Genomic DNA, 19,065 nt, shown 5'->3' with positions numbered 1-19,065 from the left:
GGCTTGCGCTTCAGCGTGCCGCCACCTTGCCCGGATCGGGATGCGTGACGGCGGGCGGCACGGTCTCGCCGTGCCGCCGCTTCCATTCGTCGAAGCCCCCGGCGAGCGCCCAGGTCCTTGGGTAGCCGGCAACGCGCAGGCGTTCGGCCAGCAGTGCCGCGGACATCTCGTGCGGGCAGGCGCAATAGACCACGATGTCGGCCTCGGCAGGCGGCACGCCCAGCGCGTCGAGACTGTCGAGCGCACCCTGCATGTCGAGCACCATCGAGCCGGGGATGCGCTCCATCGGCATGTCGCCATGGGCGCGCACATCGATCACGACGGGCAGCGTGCCGGCCAGGCGGCGCGATTCCAGTTCATCCACGCTCATGCGCGGCACGCGCCTGGTGATGCGCAGCAGCCGGAAACGGCGCCACGAGCGCCACGCCAGGAACACCAGGAACGCCGCCACCACCGCCACCACGGCCATATGCCCGTAGGTGCTGAAGCCCTCCAGGATGGTATCGATAAAGTCGCTGAACACCACGCCGATCAGCAGGCCGCTGCCGGCCCACACCAGGGCACCGATCGCGTCATAGAACAGGAACACGGGCAGCGGCGTGCCGGTCATGCCGGCCATCGCGGTGGACAGCGCGCCGGCACCGGGAAGCAGCTTCGCGACCACCAGCGAGCGCGGCCCCACTCGCAGGTACAGCGACTGGGTCTGGCGGATGCAGGAATCGGGCGAGATCGATACCTTGCAGATGGTGCGCAGCATCGGCTGCCCCAGCCGGCGGCCGGCGAAGTACCAGCCGGTATCGGCGATCAGGCAGGCGACAATCACCGCGGCCAGCACCGCGCCGATCGACGGACCGGTTTCCTGCATGCCGAGCGCGCCGGCGACGAACAGCATCGGGTACGCCGGCACCGGCAGTCCCGCCTGTTCAACCAGCACGTTCAGGAATACCAGCATCAGCCCGTGGTCTTCCAGCAAGGCTTGTAACTCTCCCACCGTCTTTTCCCCCGTTGGTTCAGGTTGCCAGTGTGCCAGCCGGAGGCAACCGATGCACGGGGCGGCTTTGCATGGGAGCATCAAAATTACTGATTTGCCGTCACTTACGTTGTCCTACAACGTTGAGAGGGCACGCCGGCTCATGCCGGTGCCGCAGACGTCTCAATGCCGGTGCCATCCATGGATCTATGCGGGCTGCCGGCACATCCGCCCCGGTAAACCCGCGAACCCCCTCCAGCCCTATTGCCTTTGTATGATCGTTGTCGTACGATGACTGATAACTCGGATGTCCCGCCAACTGGCAGGTCGCCGCCGTCACCACCCTGGGCCGCCGGCCCGATCAGGATTTCGCAAATGCTCGCACCCAACGAACTCAAGCAGATCGTCTCTGAAGGCCTGCTCTCCTTCCCCATTACCGACTTCGACGTCAAGGGCGACTTCAACGCGAAGTCCTATGCCGCCCGCCTGGAATGGCTGGCCCCGTACGGCGCCACCGCGCTGTTCGCCGCCGGCGGCACCGGCGAGTTCTTCTCGCTGACACCGGCCGACTACACCGCCGTGGTCGACACCGCGGTCAAGACCTGCGCCGGCAAGGTGCCCATCCTGGCCGGCGCCGGCGGCCCGACCCGCACCGCCATCGCCTATGCGCAGGAAGCCCAGCGCCTTGGCGCCGCCGGCGTGCTGCTGCTGCCGCACTACCTGACCGAAGCCAGCCAGGACGGTGTCGCCGCCCACGTGGAAGAGGTCTGCAAGTCGGTCGGCATCGGCGTGATCGTCTACAACCGCGCCAACTCCAAACTGAACGCCGAGCAGCTGTCCCGCCTGGCCGACCGTTGCCCCAACCTGATCGGTTTCAAGGATGGCGTGGGCGACATCGAGTCCATGGTCAGCATCCGCCGCAAGCTGGGCGACCGCTTCTCGTACCTGGGCGGCCTGCCCACGGCCGAGGTCTACGCCGCCGCCTACAAGGCGCTGGGCGTGCCGGTGTACTCGTCGGCGGTGTTCAACTTCATCCCGAAGACCGCGATGGACTTCTACCGCGCCATCGCCGCGGACGATCAAGAGACCGTAGGCCGCCTGATCGACAACTTCTTCCTGCCGTACCTGGCCATCCGCAACCGCAAGGCTGGCTACGCCGTGAGCATCGTCAAGGCCGGCGCCCGCATCGTCGGCCGCGACGGCGGCCCGGTGCGCGCGCCGCTGACCGACCTGACCGGCGAAGAGATGGAAATGCTGGGCACGCTGATCAACAAGCTCGGCCCGCAGTAATCCGATCCGTCCTTGCCATATGCATCGCGACAAGCCGGCCGCGGGGCACCTTGCCCTCCGGCCGGCTTGTCCTCTTCTGCCACACTCAAACGTTGACAAGGAACCTCCCATGCAAATCACCGGCGACATGCTGATCGGCGCGCAAGCCGTGCGCGGCACCGAATCGACGCTGCAGGCCATCAACCCGGCCACGGGCGAGACCCTGGGCCCTGACTTCCACGGCGGCGGCCAGGCCGACGTCGAGCGCGCCTGCGCGCTGGCCGAAGCGGCCTTCGATACCTATCGCAATACCTCGTCCGAGCAGCGCGCGGGCTTCCTGGACGCGATCGCCGCCGGCATCGAGGCGCTGGGCGACACGCTGATCGAGCGCGCGCACCAGGAAAGCGGCCTGCCAATCGCGCGCCTGCAGGGCGAGCGCGGCCGCACCGCAGGCCAGTTGCGCCTGTTCGCGACCGTGCTGCGCGAAGGCCGCTGGCAGGAGGCCACCTTCGACGCCGCGCTGCCCGAGCGCACCCCGCCGCGCCCCGACCTGCGCATGCAGCGCATCGCCATCGGCCCGGTGGCGGTGTTCGGCGCGAGCAACTTCCCGCTGGCCTTCTCCGTTGCGGGCGGCGACACCGCCTCGGCGCTGGCAGCCGGCTGCCCGGTGGTGGTCAAGGCGCATTCGGCGCACCTGGGCACGTCCGAACTGGTCGGCCGCGTGATCCAGAAAGCCGTGCAGGACGCCGGCCTGCCCGAAGGCGTGTTCTCGCTGCTGGTGGGCGCGGGCAATGTCGTCGGCACGGCGCTGGTGTCGCACCCCGCGATCCAGGCGGTCGGCTTCACCGGTTCGCGTTCGGGCGGCATGGCGCTGATTCAGGCGGCCAACGCGCGTCCGCAGCCGATTCCCGTGTATGCCGAGATGAGCAGCATCAATCCGGTGTTCCTGCTGCCCGCCGCACTGCAGGCGCGCGGCGCCGAGATCGGCCGCCAGTTGGTCGATTCGCTGGTGCTGGGCGTCGGGCAATTCTGCACCAACCCCGGCCTGGTGATCGGCATCGAAGGCCCGGCGCTGGACCAGTTCCGTGCCGCCGCGCTCGACGCGCTGGGCGGCAAGCCGGCGGCGACCATGCTGACGCCCGGCATCCATGCCGCCTATGAAAAGGGCGTGGCGCAGCTGTCGTCGCTGGATGGGCTGCAGCGTATCGGCGACGGCGTCGCCGCCACGGGTGTCAACCAGGCCCGTCCGGTGATGTTCGAGACCACCGCCGCGCAGTTCCTGGCCGATCACCGCATGCAGGCCGAAGTGTTCGGCCCGTCGACCGTGCTGGTAGTGTGCCGCGACCTGGAAGAGGTGCTGGCGCTGGCCAACCAGCTCGAAGGCCAGCTCACCGCCACGATGCAGCTCGACGACGCCGACCTCGACGCCGCGCGCCAGCTGCTGCCGGTGCTGGAGCGCAAGGCCGGGCGCGTGCTGTGCAATGGCTATCCGACCGGCGTGGAAGTTGCTCACGCCATGGTGCATGGCGGGCCCTTCCCGGCCACGTCTGACGTGCGTTCGACCTCGGTCGGCGCCACGGCGATCGACCGTTTCCTGCGCCCGGTGTGCTACCAGAACCTGCCGCAGGGATTGCTGCCGGCGGCACTGCGGGGATAAGCGCAACACTTGCAATGATGAGCCCCGCGCCTTGTGCGGGGCTTTTTGTTTTAATAAGCCAGCGCAAAAGAAAAGAAAGCGACCCGCGTTCGTCACGCGGGCCGCCTGTCGTTTATCGCGTCGAAGCGCCCTGCCGGGGCGGCCGATCCCTGCCGGTCAAGCCTCCAGCTTGATCCCCGCCTGCTTCACCACCCCCGCCCAGCGCGCCTGCTCGGCCACGAAGAACTTGCCGGTTTCCGCCGGCGTCATCGTCACCACTTCGGCACCCTGCTGGACCAGTTGCGAACGCAGTTCCGGCGCGCGGATGATCTTGATCAGCTCGGCGTTCAGGCGCGTCACCAGCGCATCCGGCATGCTGGCCGGCGCCATCACGCCCTGCCACGTGCCCGACTCGAAGTTGGGCACGCCCTGCTCGGCAATGGTCGGCACGTTCTGCAGCAGCGGCATGCGCGTGCGCTTGGACTGGGCGATCAGCTTGAGCTTGCCCGACTGCACATGCGGCAGCGTGGCCAGCATGCCGTTCATCAGCACCTGCGCGCTGCCGCCCACGGTGTCCGCAATCGCCTGCGAGCCGCCCTTGTACGGCACGTATTGCCACTTGGCGCCGGTGGCCTGCTCCACCGCTACGCCGGCCAGGTGCGGCGCGCTGCCGATCGCCGTCACGGCGAAGTTGAGCTGGCTGCGCTTGGACAGTTCGACCAGTTCCTTCAGGTTGCTGACCTGCACTGACGGATGCACCACCAGCAGGTGCGGCGAGTACGCCAGCATCGTCACCGGCTTGAGGTCCTTGGCGATGTTGAAGCTGAGCTTGGTATAAACCGACGGGCTGATCGCCAGCGCGCCGATATCGCACAGCATCAGCGTATGGTTGTCGGTGGCCTGCGCAACCATGGCCGCTCCGACGTTGCCGTTGGCGCCCGGCTTGTTGTCGACCACCACGGACTGGCCCAGCGCTTCGCCCAGTTGCTTGCTGATCAGCCGCGCGATGATGTCGGACGAACCGCCGGCGGTGTACGGCACCACCAGGCGGATCGGGCGCGTCGGCCAGGCCTGCTGCGCGGCGTGCGCGCCTGTGGCGAGGCCGGCCAGCGGGCCGGCGGCGATGCCCGCGGCCAGCGCGGAAGTCTGCTTGAGGAAAATGCGGCGTCCCTGGGTCATGCTATGTCTCCATTGTTGTTGCAGGTGCGCCGGCGCGGCACGGTGGTCGTGCGGCGGCCGGCGCTGTCGGTGTGTTGGTCAGGTGCGGTCGATGCTTGTTGCGCTCAGTCGAGCACGATGCGGCCCTTCTCGATCACGGTCTTCCAGCGCTGCAGTTCCTGCGCTTCAAACTGGCTGAATTGCTCGGGCGTATTCGCCACCACCTCGAAGCCGCTCTCCGACAGCTTCTGGCGCATCTTCGGATCGTTCAGCGCGCCGACCAGCGCACCGTGCAGGCGCGTCTTCACGTCGGCGGGCAGCCCGCGCGGCGCGGCGACGCCCTGCCAGGAATAGACCTCGACTTCCTTGACCCCGGCTTCGGCCATGGTCGGCACGTTGGGCAGCACGGCCGGGCGCTTGTCCGCCGTCACCGCCAGCGCCTTGAGCTTGCCGGTGCGGATGTGCTGCAGCACCGCGTTGATGTTCTGGAACGATACGTCCACCTGGCCGGCGAGCAGGTCGGAGATGGCGGGCGCGCCGCCCTTGTACGGCACATGCAGGCCGTCGGTGCCGGTCTTCTGCCAGAACAGCGCCGCGGTCAGGTGGTCGGACGACCCCGCGCCGGACGAGGCAAAGCTGACCTTGCCCGGGTTCTTCTTCATGTGCGCCACCAGTTCCTGCACGTTATTCGCCGGGAACTGCGGATTGACCACCAGCACGTTAGGCGCGCGCACCGCCACCGTCAGCAGGTCGAAGTCCTTGACCGGGTCGTAGCCCAGGTTCTTCTGCAGGAACGGGTTGACGGCAAAGACGCCGATCGACGCCACCAGCATGGTGTAGCCGTCCGCCGGCGCGCGCTTGACGAAGGTCGCACCGATGGCGCCGGTCGCCCCGGGCTTGTTGTCGACCACGAACGGCTGGCCCAGCTTCTCGTTGAGCGGCGCCGTCAGCATGCGCGCGATGGTGTCGGTGGAACCGCCCGCGGGGAACGGCACCACCACCGAAACAGGGCGTTGCGGCCAGTCTTGCGCGGCCCGGGCGTTGCCGGCCGCCAGCGCGGCCAGCGCCGCGACCGTCAGCACCGAGCCGACGGCAACCATGCGCAGCCAGTCTTGCAGGCGCAGGGCACCCGTGCGTTGGGAGGAATACATCGTTGTCTCCTGCTCTGTCTTGTCGATACCGGACTGCCGTGCCGGCTCAGCGCACCATGCAGGGCGCCTTGTTGTTGAACTGCCAGCCGGGGATCAGGAACTGCATGGCGATGGCATCGTCGCGCGCGCCCAGGCCCTTGCTCTGGTACAGCGCGTGGGCGCGGCCCAGCGCGTCCATGTCGAGCTCCACCCCCAGGCCCGGCGTCTTCGGCACCTGCACCAGGCCGTTCTCGATCTTCAGCGGCGCCTTGGTCAGGTTCTCGCCGTCCTGCCAGATCCAGTGCGTGTCGATGGCGGTGACCCGGCCCGGCGCGGCGGCGGCCACATGGGTGAACATCGCCAGCGAGATATCGAAGTGGTTGTTCGAGTGCGAGCCCCAGGTCAGGCCCCATTCGGCGCACATCTGCGCCACGCGCACCGAACCCTGCATGGTCCAGAAGTGCGGGTCGGCCAGCGGGATGTCGACCGACTGCAGGCGCACCGCGTGGCCCATCTGGCGCCAGTCGGTGGCGATCATGTTGGTCGCCGTGGGCAGGCCGGTGGCGGTACGGAACTCGGCCATCACTTCGCGGCCGGAATAGCCGTCCTCGGCGCCGCACGGGTCTTCGGCGTAGGCCAGCACGCCGCGCTTGTCACGGCACAGGCGTACGGCCTCGGCCAGCGACCAGGCGCCGTTGGGGTCGAGCGTGATGCGGGCCTTGGGGAAGCGTTCGGCCAGCGCCAGGATCGCCTGCATTTCTTCTTCGCCGCGCAGCACGCCGCCCTTGAGCTTGAAGTCGTTGAAGCCGTAGCGTTCGTACGCGGCCTCGGCCAGCCGGACCACCGCCTCGGGCGTCATCGCCACGTCATTGCGCAGGCGGAACCAGGCGTTACCGGCATCGGCTTCGGTGCGGTAGTCCAGCGTGGTGCGCTGGCGGTCGCCGATATAGAACAGGTAGCCGAGCATCTCGACGGCGTCGCGCTGCTGGCCTTCGCCGAGCAGTGCCGCCACCGGCACCTCCAGGTGCTGGCCGAGCAGGTCGAGCAGCGCCGATTCCAGCGCGGTGACGGCGTGGATGGTGATGCGCAGGTCGAAGGTCTGCAGGCCGCGGCCGCCGGCGTCGCGGCTGGCGAAGGTGGCGCGCACGCGGTTCAGGATGGCCTGGTACTGCCCGATGGGCTGCCCGACCAGCAGCGGACGCGCGTCTTCCAGCGTCTGGCGGATGCCTTCGCCGCCCGGCACCTCGCCCACGCCGGTGTGGCCGGCGCTGTCGCGCAGGATCACGATATTGCGCGTGAAGTACGGGCCATGGGCACCCGACAGGTTCATTAGCATACTGTCGTGCCCGGCCACGGGCACCACGGTGAGTTCGGTCACCACGGGGGTCTGGCCGGCACCGGCGTGCATGGCGGGGGCGGCGGAAGTGGCGGGATGGGTCATTCGGGTCTGGTCTCCGGCATTGCTATGTTATCTGTCATCGTATGACTGATAACCCAGTATAATGAGGCCATCTCGAACCGGTCAAGTCCGGGAAACCCCGCCCGTATCCGCCATGCCTACCGCACGCAACCCTGCCCTGCCCGACCCGCTTGCCGCTGCCCCCGCCGCCGGTGCGCCCAACGCCGCCGCGGCCGTGCCGTTGCGCCGCCGCGGCCGCACCCTGGCCGAAGAAGTGGTGCAGGCGCTCTCCGAAGAGATCCGCCAGGGCCAGCTCAAGCCCGGCGACAAGCTGCCGACCGAATCGGAAATCATGGCGACACAGGGCGTAAGCCGCACCGTGGTGCGCGAGGCCTTGTCGCGGCTGCAGGCCAGCGGCCTGGTGGAAACCCGCCACGGCATCGGCACCTTCGTGCTGGCGCGCGCGGCGGAGGCACCGTCGCCCTTCCGCATCGGGCCGGATACGCTGGGAACCGCGATCGACGTGATGGCGATGCTGGAATTCCGCGTCAGCCTGGAGGCCGAGGCGGCCGGACTGGCCGCCGCGCGCCGCAGCGACGCGCAGCTGGCCGCCATGCGCCAGGCGCTAGACGACCTCAAGCGCAATACCGGCGCCGGCAACGACGCGGTGGACAGCGATTTTGCTTTCCACCTGGCCATCGCCCGCGCCACCGGCAACCGCTACTTCACCGACATCATGGACCACCTGGGCACCATGCTGATCCCGCGCAGCCGGCTGCGGGTCAATACGCCGGAGCGCGAGCAGTACCTGGAGCGGGTCCAGTTCGAGCACGAGAACATTTACGATGCGATCGAACGCCGCGACCCCGACGCGGCCAAGGCGGCGATGCGCATGCACCTGACCAACAGCCGCGAGCGGCTGCGCAAGGCCTCGGGCTCCGGCGGCGCGCAGGCCTGACGCCCGGGACGCCCTGCCGGGTGTTTCCAGGCGCCGTCAGTCATACGATGTCTGAACAATAGCTGGCGACTGGCGCCTACAAGGCGAGGTGGCAGCGGCGCGCGAAGTCGACCAGTTCCACCAGCGACGACACCTGCAGCTTGGCCATGATGCGCGCCTTGTAGCTGCTGACGGTCTTGTTGCTGATGAACAGGCTGGCGCTGATGGCCTTGTACGACATGCCGCGCGCCAGCATCTGCAGCACCACCAGTTCCTTGTCGGAAAGCCGGCGCAGCATCTCGTCGTCGGCGGAAACCGCGTGGCGCGAGCCGCCGTCCCGCCCCATCGCGGGGAACACGGTATAGCCGGCCAGCACCGACTCGACCGCGCGCAGGATTTCCTTCAGGTCCTGCGTCTTGCTGACAAACCCCTGCGCGCCAGCCTGCCACGCGCGGCTGACGAACACCGCCGGGTCGAGCGCCGTCACCACCAGCAGGCGCACCTGCGGATGGATCGCCCGCAGGCGCGGCGCCACGTCGAGGCCGCTGGAACGCGGAATGTCGAGATCGAGCAGCACGAGGTCGGGCATGCGCGCGCGCACCAGCTCGAGCGCGCTTTGCCCGTTGTCGGCCTCGAGCACTTCATCGACGCCGAGCAGCTGCAGCAGATGGGTCTTGAGAATCAGCCGCATCGCCGGGTGGTCGTCAACGATCAGGATGGTGGTCATGCGTCGGTTCGCGTGAATGGGTATGTCGGGGCATCGGCCGGCGCGATGCAGGGCCAGTATAGGGAGGCAAGGCGGCGCGCAGGATGGGAGGATTCCGCAAGGTAATGCAGCTCGCCCCTAGGCTCGCCTCAGACGCCGAGCACCGGGTTATGCAGGGCCATGCGCCGCTCGCGCGCGTTCCCCTGCGTGCTGCAGGGACAACGGCAAAGTTCCAGTGGTGCTACTCTATTCCGGAGGTGTTACCCAGGAGAACACTGTGTCCCGCAAGACCCCCATCGAGCGCTACCGCAACATCGGCATCAGCGCGCATATCGACGCAGGCAAGACCACGACGACCGAACGCATCCTGTTCTACACGGGCGTCAACCACAAGCTGGGCGAAGTGCACGATGGCGCTGCCACCATGGACTGGATGGAACAGGAGCAGGAGCGCGGCATCACCATCACGTCGGCTGCCACCACCGCCTTCTGGAAAGGCATGGCCGGCAATTACCCCGAACACCGTATCAACATCATCGATACGCCGGGACACGTCGACTTCACCATTGAAGTCGAGCGCTCGATGCGCGTGCTCGACGGCGCCTGCATGGTCTACGACGCGGTCGGCGGCGTACAGCCGCAATCCGAGACGGTCTGGCGCCAGGCCAACAAGTACGCTGTGCCCCGCATCGCCTTTGTCAACAAGATGGACCGCGTCGGCGCGGACTTCTTCCGCGTGCATGCGCAGATCGCCGACCGCCTCAAGGGGCGCGCCGTGCCGATCCAGATCCCGCTCGGCGCCGAAGACCATTTCCTGGGCGTGATCGACCTGGTCAAGATGAAGGCCATCGTCTGGGACGATGCCAGCCAGGGCGTGCGCTTCGAGTACCAGGAGATCCCGGCCGAGCTGCTGCAGACCGCGCAGGCCTGGCGCGACAAGATGGTAGAAGCCGCCGCCGAGGCCGACGAGGCCCTGCTCGAGCGCTACCTGTCGGGTGAGGCGCTGACCGAAGAGCAGATCAAGCGTGGCCTGCGCAAGCGCACCATCGCCAACGAGATCGTGCCGATGCTGTGCGGCAGTGCCTTCAAGAACAAGGGCGTGCAGAGCATGCTCGACGCGGTGATCGACTACCTGCCTTCGCCCGCCGACGTGCCCGCCATCCTCGGCCACACCGAGGACGACCGCCAGGCCGAGCGCCATCCGAGCGATGACGAGCCGTTCTCGGCGCTGGCGTTCAAGATCATGACCGATCCCTTCGTCGGCCAGTTGATCTTTTTCCGCGTGTATTCGGGCGTGGTCAATTCCGGCGACACCGTCTACAACCCGCTCAAGTCCAAGCGCGAGCGGCTCGGCCGCATCCTGCAGATGCATGCCAACGTGCGCCAGGAGATCAAGGAAGTGCGCGCCGGCGACATCGCCGCGGCGGTCGGGCTGAAGGAGGCGACCACCGGCGATACGCTGTGCGACCCGGACAAGGTCATCATCCTGGAGCGCATGAGCTTCCCCGAACCCGTGATCTCGCAGGCGGTGGAGCCCAGGACCAAGGCCGACCAGGAAAAGATGGGCATTGCGCTGAACCGCCTGGCGCAGGAGGACCCGTCGTTCCGCGTGAACACCGACGAGGAATCCGGCCAGACCATCATCTCGGGCATGGGCGAGCTGCACCTGGAAATCCTGGTCGAGCGCATGCGCCGCGAATTCAACGTGGAAGCGTCGGTGGGCAAGCCGCAGGTGGCCTACCGCGAGACCATCCGCCAGCCGGTCAAGGACGTGGAGGGCAAGTTCATCAAGCAGTCCGGCGGCCGCGGCCAGTACGGCCACGTGGTGCTGAACCTCGAGCCGATGCCGCACGGCGCCGGGTACGAATTCGTCGATGCGATCAAGGGCGGCGTGGTGCCGCGCGAATTTATCCCGGCGGTGGACAAGGGTATCCGCGAGACCCTGCAGTCGGGCGTGCTGGCGGGCTACCCGGTAGTAGACATCAAGGCCACGCTGGTGTTCGGCTCGTACCACGATGTGGACTCGAACGAGAATGCCTTCCGCATGGCGGGCTCGATGGCGTTCAAGGAAGGCATGCGGCGGGCCCGCCCGGCGCTGCTGGAGCCGATGATGGCGGTCGAGGTGGAAACGCCGGAGGAATTCACCGGCAACGTGATGGGCGACCTCTCGTCACGCCGCGGCATGGTGCACGGCATGGAAGACATCGCCGGTGGCGGCGGCAAGATCGTGCGCGCCGAAGTGCCGCTGGCGACGATGTTCGGCTACTCGACCACGCTGCGCTCGCTGACGCAGGGTCGCGCGACGTTCACCATGGAGTTCAAGCACTATGCCGAGGCGCCGGCCAACGTTGCCGAAGCGGTGATTTCGGCGAAGAAGCTCGGCTAGCGATGGTTCGCTCCCTCTCCCGCAAGCGGGAGAGGGAGCACGCAACCTGCGGAGTCGACGGCTATCCCCAACTCGCGCTCAGCACGCCGCCGCGGTCATCCTGAAAATCCCCTGCGCATTGCCCGCATCAAAGCCGAGGTCATAACGCTGCGGCGCAGCTTCGGCCTCGGCAAAGCGCTCGCGCGTGATGAACTCGTAGAACGATCCCGGCACCTCGCGCTCCACGGCCTCGCCCTGTGCACCGACGAACGTGCGGCGCACGGTATCGGCACGGAACGCCGTCTGCCTGACGCGCCCGCTGCCCGACACTTCCACCTTGTCCTTCATCGGCCGGCCCAGCTGCTTCTGCTGCTCGGCCAGCGCAAACACGTCGTCGACGCGGTCCGTGGCGTGGTTGAAGGCATTGCCTTCGGTGGCGATCCACGCCATTTCGGCCGATTCGCGCAGCAGCGCTTCGTAGTCGGCCAGCCGTGGTGCAGCGTGCTGGCGCTCGAAGCAAGGCACCAGCAAGCCGACCAGTTCAGCGCCGTCGGCCACTGCCAGCGCGCCGTCGCGCTCCAGTTGCCACAGCAGCGTCTGCGCGCGCGGCGTCAGCGGATCGGCGGAGCTGCCGGTCACGCGGCTGACTGCGGCGCGGAAGTCTTCGCTGAAGCGCTCCGGATGGAATTCGCTGACGAAGAACTGGGCAATGTCCTCGGATGCATCGGCGTGGGCGTACGAGCGCCCGGTCATGCCGATGCGGTCAAGCGGATAGGTGCCGTTGAGCACGTAGCCCAACGGCCGCAGGATGCGGGTAAAGGCGGCCTCGCCTTCGGGCAGCGCGCCGTTGTCGCGCCACTTGACCGTGCGCAGCGCGCCGTGGTCGAAGGTGACCTTGCCGCCTGCGGCGGCGACGTCATCGGTGTAGGCGCGGCCGGTCGGCACGCGTTCCAGGATGCCGCCGAACAGCACCATGTTCAGCGCCTGGGCGATCTCGGCCCGGGTAGCACCTTGCGGGTCCTGGGGCAGGCTGGCCGGCAGCGTGACCAGCGACATCAGTTGCGCGGCGCGGGTGGCGCCGACGTTGGCGGTGAGGAGCGTGGAGATATTGGATGACATGGGCGCTTGGAAGTGGGCTGGACCGGCTTTCACCCCGGCGGGCAATATGGCAACGATCCGCGGGGCAGGATAGTGGCCCGCGCCGCCCGGGCACAAGCGCGCATTGCGCACAACGTTGTGCGCGCGGCGCACGACCTCCGGTGCCTCGCCGCTGTTTATACTGTCGCACTCCCTTCCTCGCCGTCCCATGAGAAACGACATCCCCAACCTGGGCGCGCTGCAGGCCTTCGAAGCCTCGGCACGGCTGGGCAGCTTTACCCGCGCCGCAGCCGAGCTGGCGCTGACGCACAGCGCGGTGGGGCGGCAGGTGGCGCAGCTCGAGCAACGCCTGGGCGTGGCGCTGTTCACGCGCGTGCGGCGGCGCCTGGAACTGACCGAGACCGGGCGCGAATACGCCGCGCGCATCCGCCGGCACCTGGACCACCTGCAGCGCGACACGCTGGAAATCAGCACCGGCCGCGCCATGGGCTTCACGCTGGAGCTGGCGGTGGTGCCCACCTTCGCCACGCAGTGGCTGATCCCGCGGCTGCCCGACTTTGCGCGGCGCCATCCCAACGTCACCGTCAACCTGTCGGCGCGCTCGCAGCCGTTTTCGTTCCAGGAGTGCGCTTACGACGCGGCGATCTATTTCGGCGACCAGTTCTGGCCCGGCACGCGCGGCGGCGTGATCTTCCGCGAAGGCGGCATGGTGCCGGTGTGCAGCCCGGCCTTCCTTGCCGACCATGCCGTCACCGATGCCGCCAGCCTGGCACGCTGCCGCCACCTGCACCTGAGCACGCGCGCCAACGCCTGGCGCGACTGGTACGCGGCGCAGGGCTGGGACTTCAGCCTGGCCGCCTCGCGCGGGCCGCGCTATGAGCTGTTCACGATGATGACGGCCGCCGCCGCCGCGGGGCTCGGCATCGGCCTGGCGCCGCGGCTGCTGATCGAGCGCGAGCTGCAGACCGGGCAGCTGGTGACGCCGCTGGCCCGCATGCTGGACCAGGACCAGGACCAGGACCAGGGCTACTATTTCGCCTACCCCGAGGGCCGGCCGGAATCGGAGGCACTGGCGGCCTTCCGCGGCTGGATCCTGGGCCTGTCGCGCGACATGCCGGCCGCCCCTGCAGAAGGCTGACGCGATTCGCCAGTGCAGCGCCAGACACGGCACCTTTCCTGGGTGCCCGCATCGACCAGGAAAACCAGCGCCTGTCGTCGGCCGGCAGACCGAATACCGGGCCGGCACCCCGGCCGCCGGCGTGGACGGCAGCACGCGCGTGGACGTCATGCTGGGGATGCGCCACCAGTTCTGAACGCGGCCGTCCCGGCGCGCATTTTTGCAAACCCGGCGCGAAAGAATTACGTTGCCGCGCGCCCGACGCGGCAAAACAGCCTTGCGTGGCCCGCTGCGGCGCCGCCCGCGGTGCAGGCATGGTCATTGCGCACGCTCCATGTTCCTGAGTTCATTGGCACAAGGAGCCCAACATGCAAACCCAATCTCCCAGCAGTCAAGGCGCGGCCATCATCGGTTCGGGCGTGGGCGAAGGCCCCGGTCCGGAAGTCATGGCGGCATCCAGCCTGGACGGCACCAAGGCGTACTCGTCCGACGGCGAACACGTCGGCACGATCTCCGAGATCATGCTGGACGTGCCGCACGGCCGCATCGCCTACGCGGTGCTGAAGGCCGGCGGCTTCCTCGGCATTGGCGATACGCTGCACGCCATCCCGTGGAACGCCCTGGTGATGGACACCGACGAAAAGTGCTTCCGGATCGCCGTGACGGCGGATCGGATCAAGTCCGCCCCCGGCTTCAACAAGGACAGCTGGCCGGCCATGGCCGATCCGCAGTGGGGCAAGTCGCTGCACGAGTACTACGGGCGGGACCCGTACTGGGTGAACCCGCCGCTGTAGGCGCCGGCGCAGCTTGCATTGCGCCACCAGGCTAGGCAAAGTCTTGCGGGACGCGCGCGCAGCGCAGGCGCGGCTCGGGAGACCACCATGAGCAGACCCGACGGCATCGGGCCGCAAGCGCCCGCCTGCCCAGACATGCCTGGCTTTCTGGCCGGGGGCGGCGAGATGGGCGCGCTGATCCGCGCGCACGACTGGGCCGCCACGCCGCTGGGGCCGCCGCAGGCGTGGCCGCACAGCCTGAAGACGGCCATCCGCATCATGCTGACCTCGCGCCAGCCGATCTGGATCGGTTGGGGCGAGGCGCTGCATTTCTTCTACAACGACGCCTACAAGTCCATCATCGGCGGCAAGCACCCCGGCGCGCTGGGCCAGCCGACCGCAGTGGTCTGGCGTGAAATCTGGCCGGAAATCGGCCCGCTGCTCGACACCGCGATGACCGGTGCCGAGGGCACCTTCGTCGAGCAGAAGCTCCTGATCATGGAGCGCAACGGGTATCCGGAAGAGACCTACTACACCTTTTCGTACAGCCCCGTGCCGAACGACCACGGCGGCACCGGCGGCATCATCTGCGCCAACAGCGACGATACCGAGCGCGTCCTGGCCGAGCGACAACTGAATGTGTTGCGTGACGTGGCCGCGGCGGCCACCGACGCGCGTTCGTGGCGCCAGGCGTGCGAGCGCACCATGGGCGCGCTGGCATCGGACCCGCGCGACATCGTCTTCGCGCTGCTCTACATCGCCGAACCCGGCGCCACCGACCTGCAGCGCGTGGTCGCCAGCGGCATCGATCCTGCTCACCCCGCCGCACCGCCCGCGATCTCGCTCGAAGGCATGGCGCCGTGGCCGGTGGCCGAGGTCCTGCAGCAGCAACAGCCGGCGCTGATCGAGCAGCTGGCAACGCGCTTTGCCGCGCCGCTGCCCGCCGGCGCGTGGGGTGTGCCCACGGATGCGGCCGCGGTGATCCCGGTGGCGCCGTCGGGCAGCGCCTCGCATCGCGGCGTGCTGGTGGTGGGGCTGAACCCGTACCGGTTGTTCGGCGAGCGCTACCGCAGCTTCCTGAACCTGGTGGCGGGCCAGATCGGCGCGGCCATGCATTCGGCGCAGGCCTACGAGGAAGCGCGCAAGCGTGCCGAGGCGCTGGCCGAGATCGACCGCGCCAAGACCACCTTCTTCTCCAACATCAGCCATGAGTTCCGCACGCCGCTGACGCTGATGCTGGGACCGCTCGAAGAGCTGCTGCGGCGCGCCGGCACTGGCGACGACAGCGCCGGCGACGAACAACGCTCGCTGCTGGAGATGACCCACCGCAGCGGCATGCGCCTGCTCAAGCTGGTCAACGCGCTGCTCGACTTCTCGCGCATCGAGGCCGGCCGCATCCGCATGCGGCGCCACCCCACCGACCTCGCCGCCTTCACCGCCGACCTCGCCTCGCTGTTCCGTGCCTGTGTCGAGAGCGCCGGCATGTCGCTGCGCGTCGAATGCGAACCGCTGCCGCAGCCGGTGGCGGTGGACCGCGACATGTGGGAGACCATCGTGCTGAACCTGGTCTCCAATGCGTTCAAGTTCACGTTTGCCGGCAGCATCACCGTCAGCATCGTGGCCCATGGGGACAATGCGGTGCTGCGCGTGCGCGACACCGGCATCGGCATCCCGGCCGGCGAGCTGCCGCGCATCTTCGAGCGCTTCCATCGCGTCGAAGGCGCGCAGGGCCGCTCGATCGAAGGCAGCGGCATCGGCCTGGCGCTGGTGCGGGAACTGGTGCGCCTGCATGGCGGCACCGTCGAAGTCGACAGCATGCAGGGCCAGGGCACCTGCTTCACGGTCACGATGCCGGTGGCGGCCGCCGGGGACGTGCCGGCGGACACGGTGCCAGCGCTCGCGGCCAGCAGTGCGCAGGCCCGCGCCTACGTGGACGCGACGCTGCGCTGGCCGCATGCCGAGGCACCGGCGCTGGCCATGGCCGCAGAGGACGCGCAGTACAGCCCGCAACATGCGCCTGCGCCCGGCGGCGAAGCGGCTGCCCCCGCCACCGTGCTGGTGGTTGACGACAACGACGACCTGCGCGACTACATGCGCCGGCTGCTGAATGCCGCCGGCCACCGCGTCGAGGTGGCACCCGACGGCGAGGCCGCGCTCGAGTTGGCGCGCCGCCAGTTGCCCGCGCTGATCGTGTCGGACGTGATGATGCCCAGGCTCGACGGCTTCGGCCTGGTGCAGGCCGTGCGCGCGGATCCGGCGCTGCGCGACACGCCGGTGCTGCTGCTGTCGGCGCGCGCCGGCGAGGAAGCGCGCGTGAGCGGCCTGGGATCGGGCGCCGACGATTACCTGATCAAGCCCTTCTCGGCCCGCGAACTGCTGGCCCGCGTGGCCAGCAACCTGCGCCTGTCAGAGCTGCGGCGCGCCACCGAGCGCCGCCTGCAGGACCTCAATGCCTCGCTCGAGCGGCGCATCGCGCAGGCCGTGACTGACCACGACCGGCTGTGGGAACTGAGCGAAGACCTGCTGATCGTGGCCGGCTTCGACGGCACCCTGCAGCGCATCAGCCCGGCCTGGACACGCACGCTTGGCCATGCCCCGCACGAGGCGCTGGGCCGGCCTTACCTGTCGTTCATCTATCCGGACGACCTGGTGCTGGTGACCGCGCAGCTGGCGGCGCTGCGCCACGACGGCACGCCGGTGCGTTTCGAATGCCGCCAGCCGCGCGCGGACGGCGCGTTGCGCTGGCTGGCCTGGACCCTGACGGTGGATCCGGCCAACGGCCATCTCCACGGCGTCGGCCGCGACGTGACCGGCGACCGCGAAGTCCAGGCGGCGCTGCGCCATGCCGACCAGGCCCTGCGCACGGCGCAGAAGATGGAAGCCATCGGCAAGCTGACCGGCGGCGTCGCCCATGACTTCAACAACCTGCTGCAGGTGATCGGCGGCAACCTGCAGCTGCTGGCGCGCGACCTGTCCGGCAATACCGACGCCGCGCCGCGGCTGCGCAATGCGCTGGCCGGCGTGGCCCGCGGCGCCAAGCTGTCGTCGCAGCTGCTGGCATTCGGGCGGCGCCAGCCGCTGGCCCCGCGCGTGGTCAACCTGGGCCGGCTGGCGCGCACGCTGGACGACATGCTGCGGCGCGCGCTGGGCGACGGCATCGAGATCGAAACCGTGGTGGCCGACGGCCTGTGGAATACGCTAGTCGACCCGTTTCAGGTCGAGAACGCGCTGCTGAACCTGGCGATCAACGCGCGCGACGCCATGCACGGCCAGGGCCGCCTGACCATCGAGGCGCGCAACACGTGGCTCGACGAGGCGCTGGAAGAGCCGCCGCACGGGCGCGCGCCGCGGCCGGCGGCGCAGTATGTGCTGCTGGCGGTCACCGACACCGGCACCGGCATGACGCCCGAGGTGCAGGAACATGTGTTCGAGCCGTTCTTCACCACCAAGCCCGAAGGCCAGGGCACGGGCCTCGGCCTGAGCATGGTGTATGGCTTTATCCGCCAATCGGATGGCCATGTGAAGATCGTAAGCAAGCCCGGCCGCGGCACCACGGTGAAGCTCTACCTGCCGCGCGTGCACATGGCCGAGGATCCCGATGCCGAACCCGATATGGACCGCGCGCGCGGCGGCGGCGAAACCGTGCTGGTGGTCGAGGACGACGAGGACGTACGCGCCACCGTGGTCGAGATGCTTGCCAGCCTGGGCTACCACGTGCTGCGCGCGCGCGATGCGCAGGGTGCGCTGGCCATCGTCGAGCGGGGCGTTCACATCGACCTGCTGTTCAGCGATGTGGTGATGCCGGGGCCCTTGCGCAGCACCGAACTGGCCGACAAGGTGCGCGAGCGGCTGCCGGGCATCGGGGTGCTGTTCACCTCGGGCTATACCGACAGCATCATCGTGCACGGCGGCAGGCTGGATCCCGGCGTCGAACTGCTCAGCAAGCCCTATACACATGAAGCGCTGGCGCGCAGGGTCCGCCATGTGCTGGCCAACCGGGAACAGCGTGCCGCGGGGGCAGCGGCTGTGGCTGCCGCCGGCCGCGCGCCCAGTGATTCGGGCACGCGCGTGCTGTGCGTCGACGACGACGCGCAGGTGCGCGCCAGCACGGCGGAACTGCTGCGCGCCTGCGGCGCCGAGGTGACCGAGGCGCAGAACGACATCGAGGCGCTGGCACTGCTTGCCGCCGGCACCTTCGACCTGCTGCTGACCGATGTCGCGCTGCACGGCGGCACCAGTGGCTCGGGCGTGGACCTGGCACTGGCCGCGCGCCAGCGCCAGCCGCGGCTGCGTATCGTGTTTGCCACCGGCTATCCGCTGGCGCTGACGCCGGCCCAGCACCAGGCGCTGGGCGACGCCGCGGTGCTGCGCAAGCCGTATGCGCCGCAGGCGCTGCTGGACCTGCTGCAGGGCGCCGTCGCCGAAGGCCCTGGGGGCACGGAGAGCGCGGAGGGCGCCACAGCGCTCGGAAGCCGACCGTCATCGACAGCCTGAAGGTGCGCGGCGC

The 19,065-nt window shown here is 68.8% G+C and carries 13 protein-coding genes; 7 read left to right on the top strand and 6 right to left on the bottom strand.

Annotation, left to right across the window (positions count from 1 at the left end; genetic code table 11):
* Positions 1-10: 10 nt before the first annotated feature.
* On the bottom strand, positions 11-991 hold the full coding sequence (locus tag E0W60_RS06695; RefSeq protein WP_135703430.1) for a DedA family protein/thiosulfate sulfurtransferase GlpE: 981 nt from the start codon (positions 989-991) through the stop codon (positions 11-13).
* A gap of 354 nt (positions 992-1,345) precedes the next feature.
* Between E0W60_RS06695 and kdgD the strand changes: the two genes are divergently transcribed.
* Both kdgD and E0W60_RS06685 read left to right on the top strand, forming a co-directional pair.
* Positions 1,346-2,260 (top strand): 5-dehydro-4-deoxyglucarate dehydratase, encoded by a 915-nt coding sequence (gene kdgD, locus E0W60_RS06690; protein WP_135703429.1) that lies wholly within the window; start codon positions 1,346-1,348, stop codon positions 2,258-2,260.
* Positions 2,261-2,369: 109 nt separating this feature from the next.
* Positions 2,370-3,896 (top strand): aldehyde dehydrogenase (NADP(+)), encoded by a 1,527-nt coding sequence (locus E0W60_RS06685; RefSeq protein ID WP_135703428.1) that lies wholly within the window; start codon positions 2,370-2,372, stop codon positions 3,894-3,896.
* 156 nt (positions 3,897-4,052) lie between these two features.
* On the opposite strand, the gene E0W60_RS06680 is transcribed toward E0W60_RS06685, so the two are convergent.
* The 3 genes from E0W60_RS06680 to gudD form a co-directional block, all read right to left on the bottom strand.
* Positions 4,053-5,054, bottom strand: a complete 1,002-nt coding sequence (locus E0W60_RS06680) for a Bug family tripartite tricarboxylate transporter substrate binding protein (RefSeq protein WP_133097070.1) — start codon at positions 5,052-5,054, stop codon at positions 4,053-4,055.
* 104 nt (positions 5,055-5,158) lie between these two features.
* A complete protein-coding gene (locus tag E0W60_RS06675) occupies positions 5,159-6,184 on the bottom strand; it encodes a Bug family tripartite tricarboxylate transporter substrate binding protein (RefSeq protein ID WP_135703427.1) in 1,026 nt (341 codons plus the stop codon).
* Positions 6,185-6,230: 46 nt separating this feature from the next.
* Positions 6,231-7,604 carry a glucarate dehydratase gene (gene gudD / locus E0W60_RS06670; RefSeq protein ID WP_240745757.1) on the bottom strand — a complete coding sequence of 458 codons (1,374 nt, stop codon included), beginning with the start codon at positions 7,602-7,604 and terminating at the stop codon, positions 6,231-6,233.
* 112 nt (positions 7,605-7,716) lie between these two features.
* Here gudD and E0W60_RS06665 point away from each other — a divergent pair, with 112 nt between their 5' ends.
* A complete protein-coding gene (locus E0W60_RS06665) occupies positions 7,717-8,520 on the top strand; it encodes a FadR/GntR family transcriptional regulator (protein WP_240745756.1) in 804 nt (267 codons plus the stop codon).
* Positions 8,521-8,596: 76 nt separating this feature from the next.
* Here E0W60_RS06665 and E0W60_RS06660 read toward each other — a convergent pair whose 3' ends face one another.
* Complete coding sequence (locus E0W60_RS06660; protein ID WP_133097072.1) at positions 8,597-9,226, bottom strand: response regulator transcription factor; 630 nt, start codon at positions 9,224-9,226, stop codon at positions 8,597-8,599.
* A gap of 256 nt (positions 9,227-9,482) precedes the next feature.
* Between E0W60_RS06660 and fusA the strand changes: the two genes are divergently transcribed.
* Positions 9,483-11,591, top strand: coding sequence for an elongation factor G (gene fusA, locus E0W60_RS06655; RefSeq protein WP_135703426.1), 2,109 nt, complete (start codon positions 9,483-9,485; stop codon positions 11,589-11,591).
* Positions 11,592-11,669: 78 nt separating this feature from the next.
* On the opposite strand, the gene E0W60_RS06650 is transcribed toward fusA, so the two are convergent.
* Positions 11,670-12,689, bottom strand: a complete 1,020-nt coding sequence (locus E0W60_RS06650) for a DUF1338 domain-containing protein (RefSeq protein ID WP_135703425.1) — start codon at positions 12,687-12,689, stop codon at positions 11,670-11,672.
* Between the two features lie 187 nt (positions 12,690-12,876).
* Here E0W60_RS06650 and E0W60_RS06645 point away from each other — a divergent pair, with 187 nt between their 5' ends.
* The 3 genes from E0W60_RS06645 (at position 12,877) to E0W60_RS06635 (ending at position 19,052) form a co-directional block, all read left to right on the top strand.
* Positions 12,877-13,806 carry a LysR substrate-binding domain-containing protein gene (locus tag E0W60_RS06645; RefSeq protein WP_135703424.1) on the top strand — a complete coding sequence of 310 codons (930 nt, stop codon included), beginning with the start codon at positions 12,877-12,879 and terminating at the stop codon, positions 13,804-13,806.
* A 347-nt stretch (positions 13,807-14,153) separates the two neighbouring features.
* Positions 14,154-14,579, top strand: a complete 426-nt coding sequence (locus tag E0W60_RS06640) for a PRC-barrel domain-containing protein (RefSeq protein WP_133097076.1) — start codon at positions 14,154-14,156, stop codon at positions 14,577-14,579.
* An 87-nt stretch (positions 14,580-14,666) separates the two neighbouring features.
* Positions 14,667-19,052, top strand: a complete 4,386-nt coding sequence (locus E0W60_RS06635) for a response regulator (RefSeq protein WP_135703423.1) — start codon at positions 14,667-14,669, stop codon at positions 19,050-19,052.
* Positions 19,053-19,065: the final 13 nt, after the last annotated feature.

It is taken from the genome of Cupriavidus oxalaticus (assembly GCF_004768545.1).
Classification (GTDB): Bacteria; Pseudomonadota; Gammaproteobacteria; order Burkholderiales; family Burkholderiaceae; genus Cupriavidus; species Cupriavidus oxalaticus_A.
The sequence above is the reverse complement of the archived record's forward strand: the minus strand, read 5'-3'. Positions and strand labels throughout refer to the sequence as shown.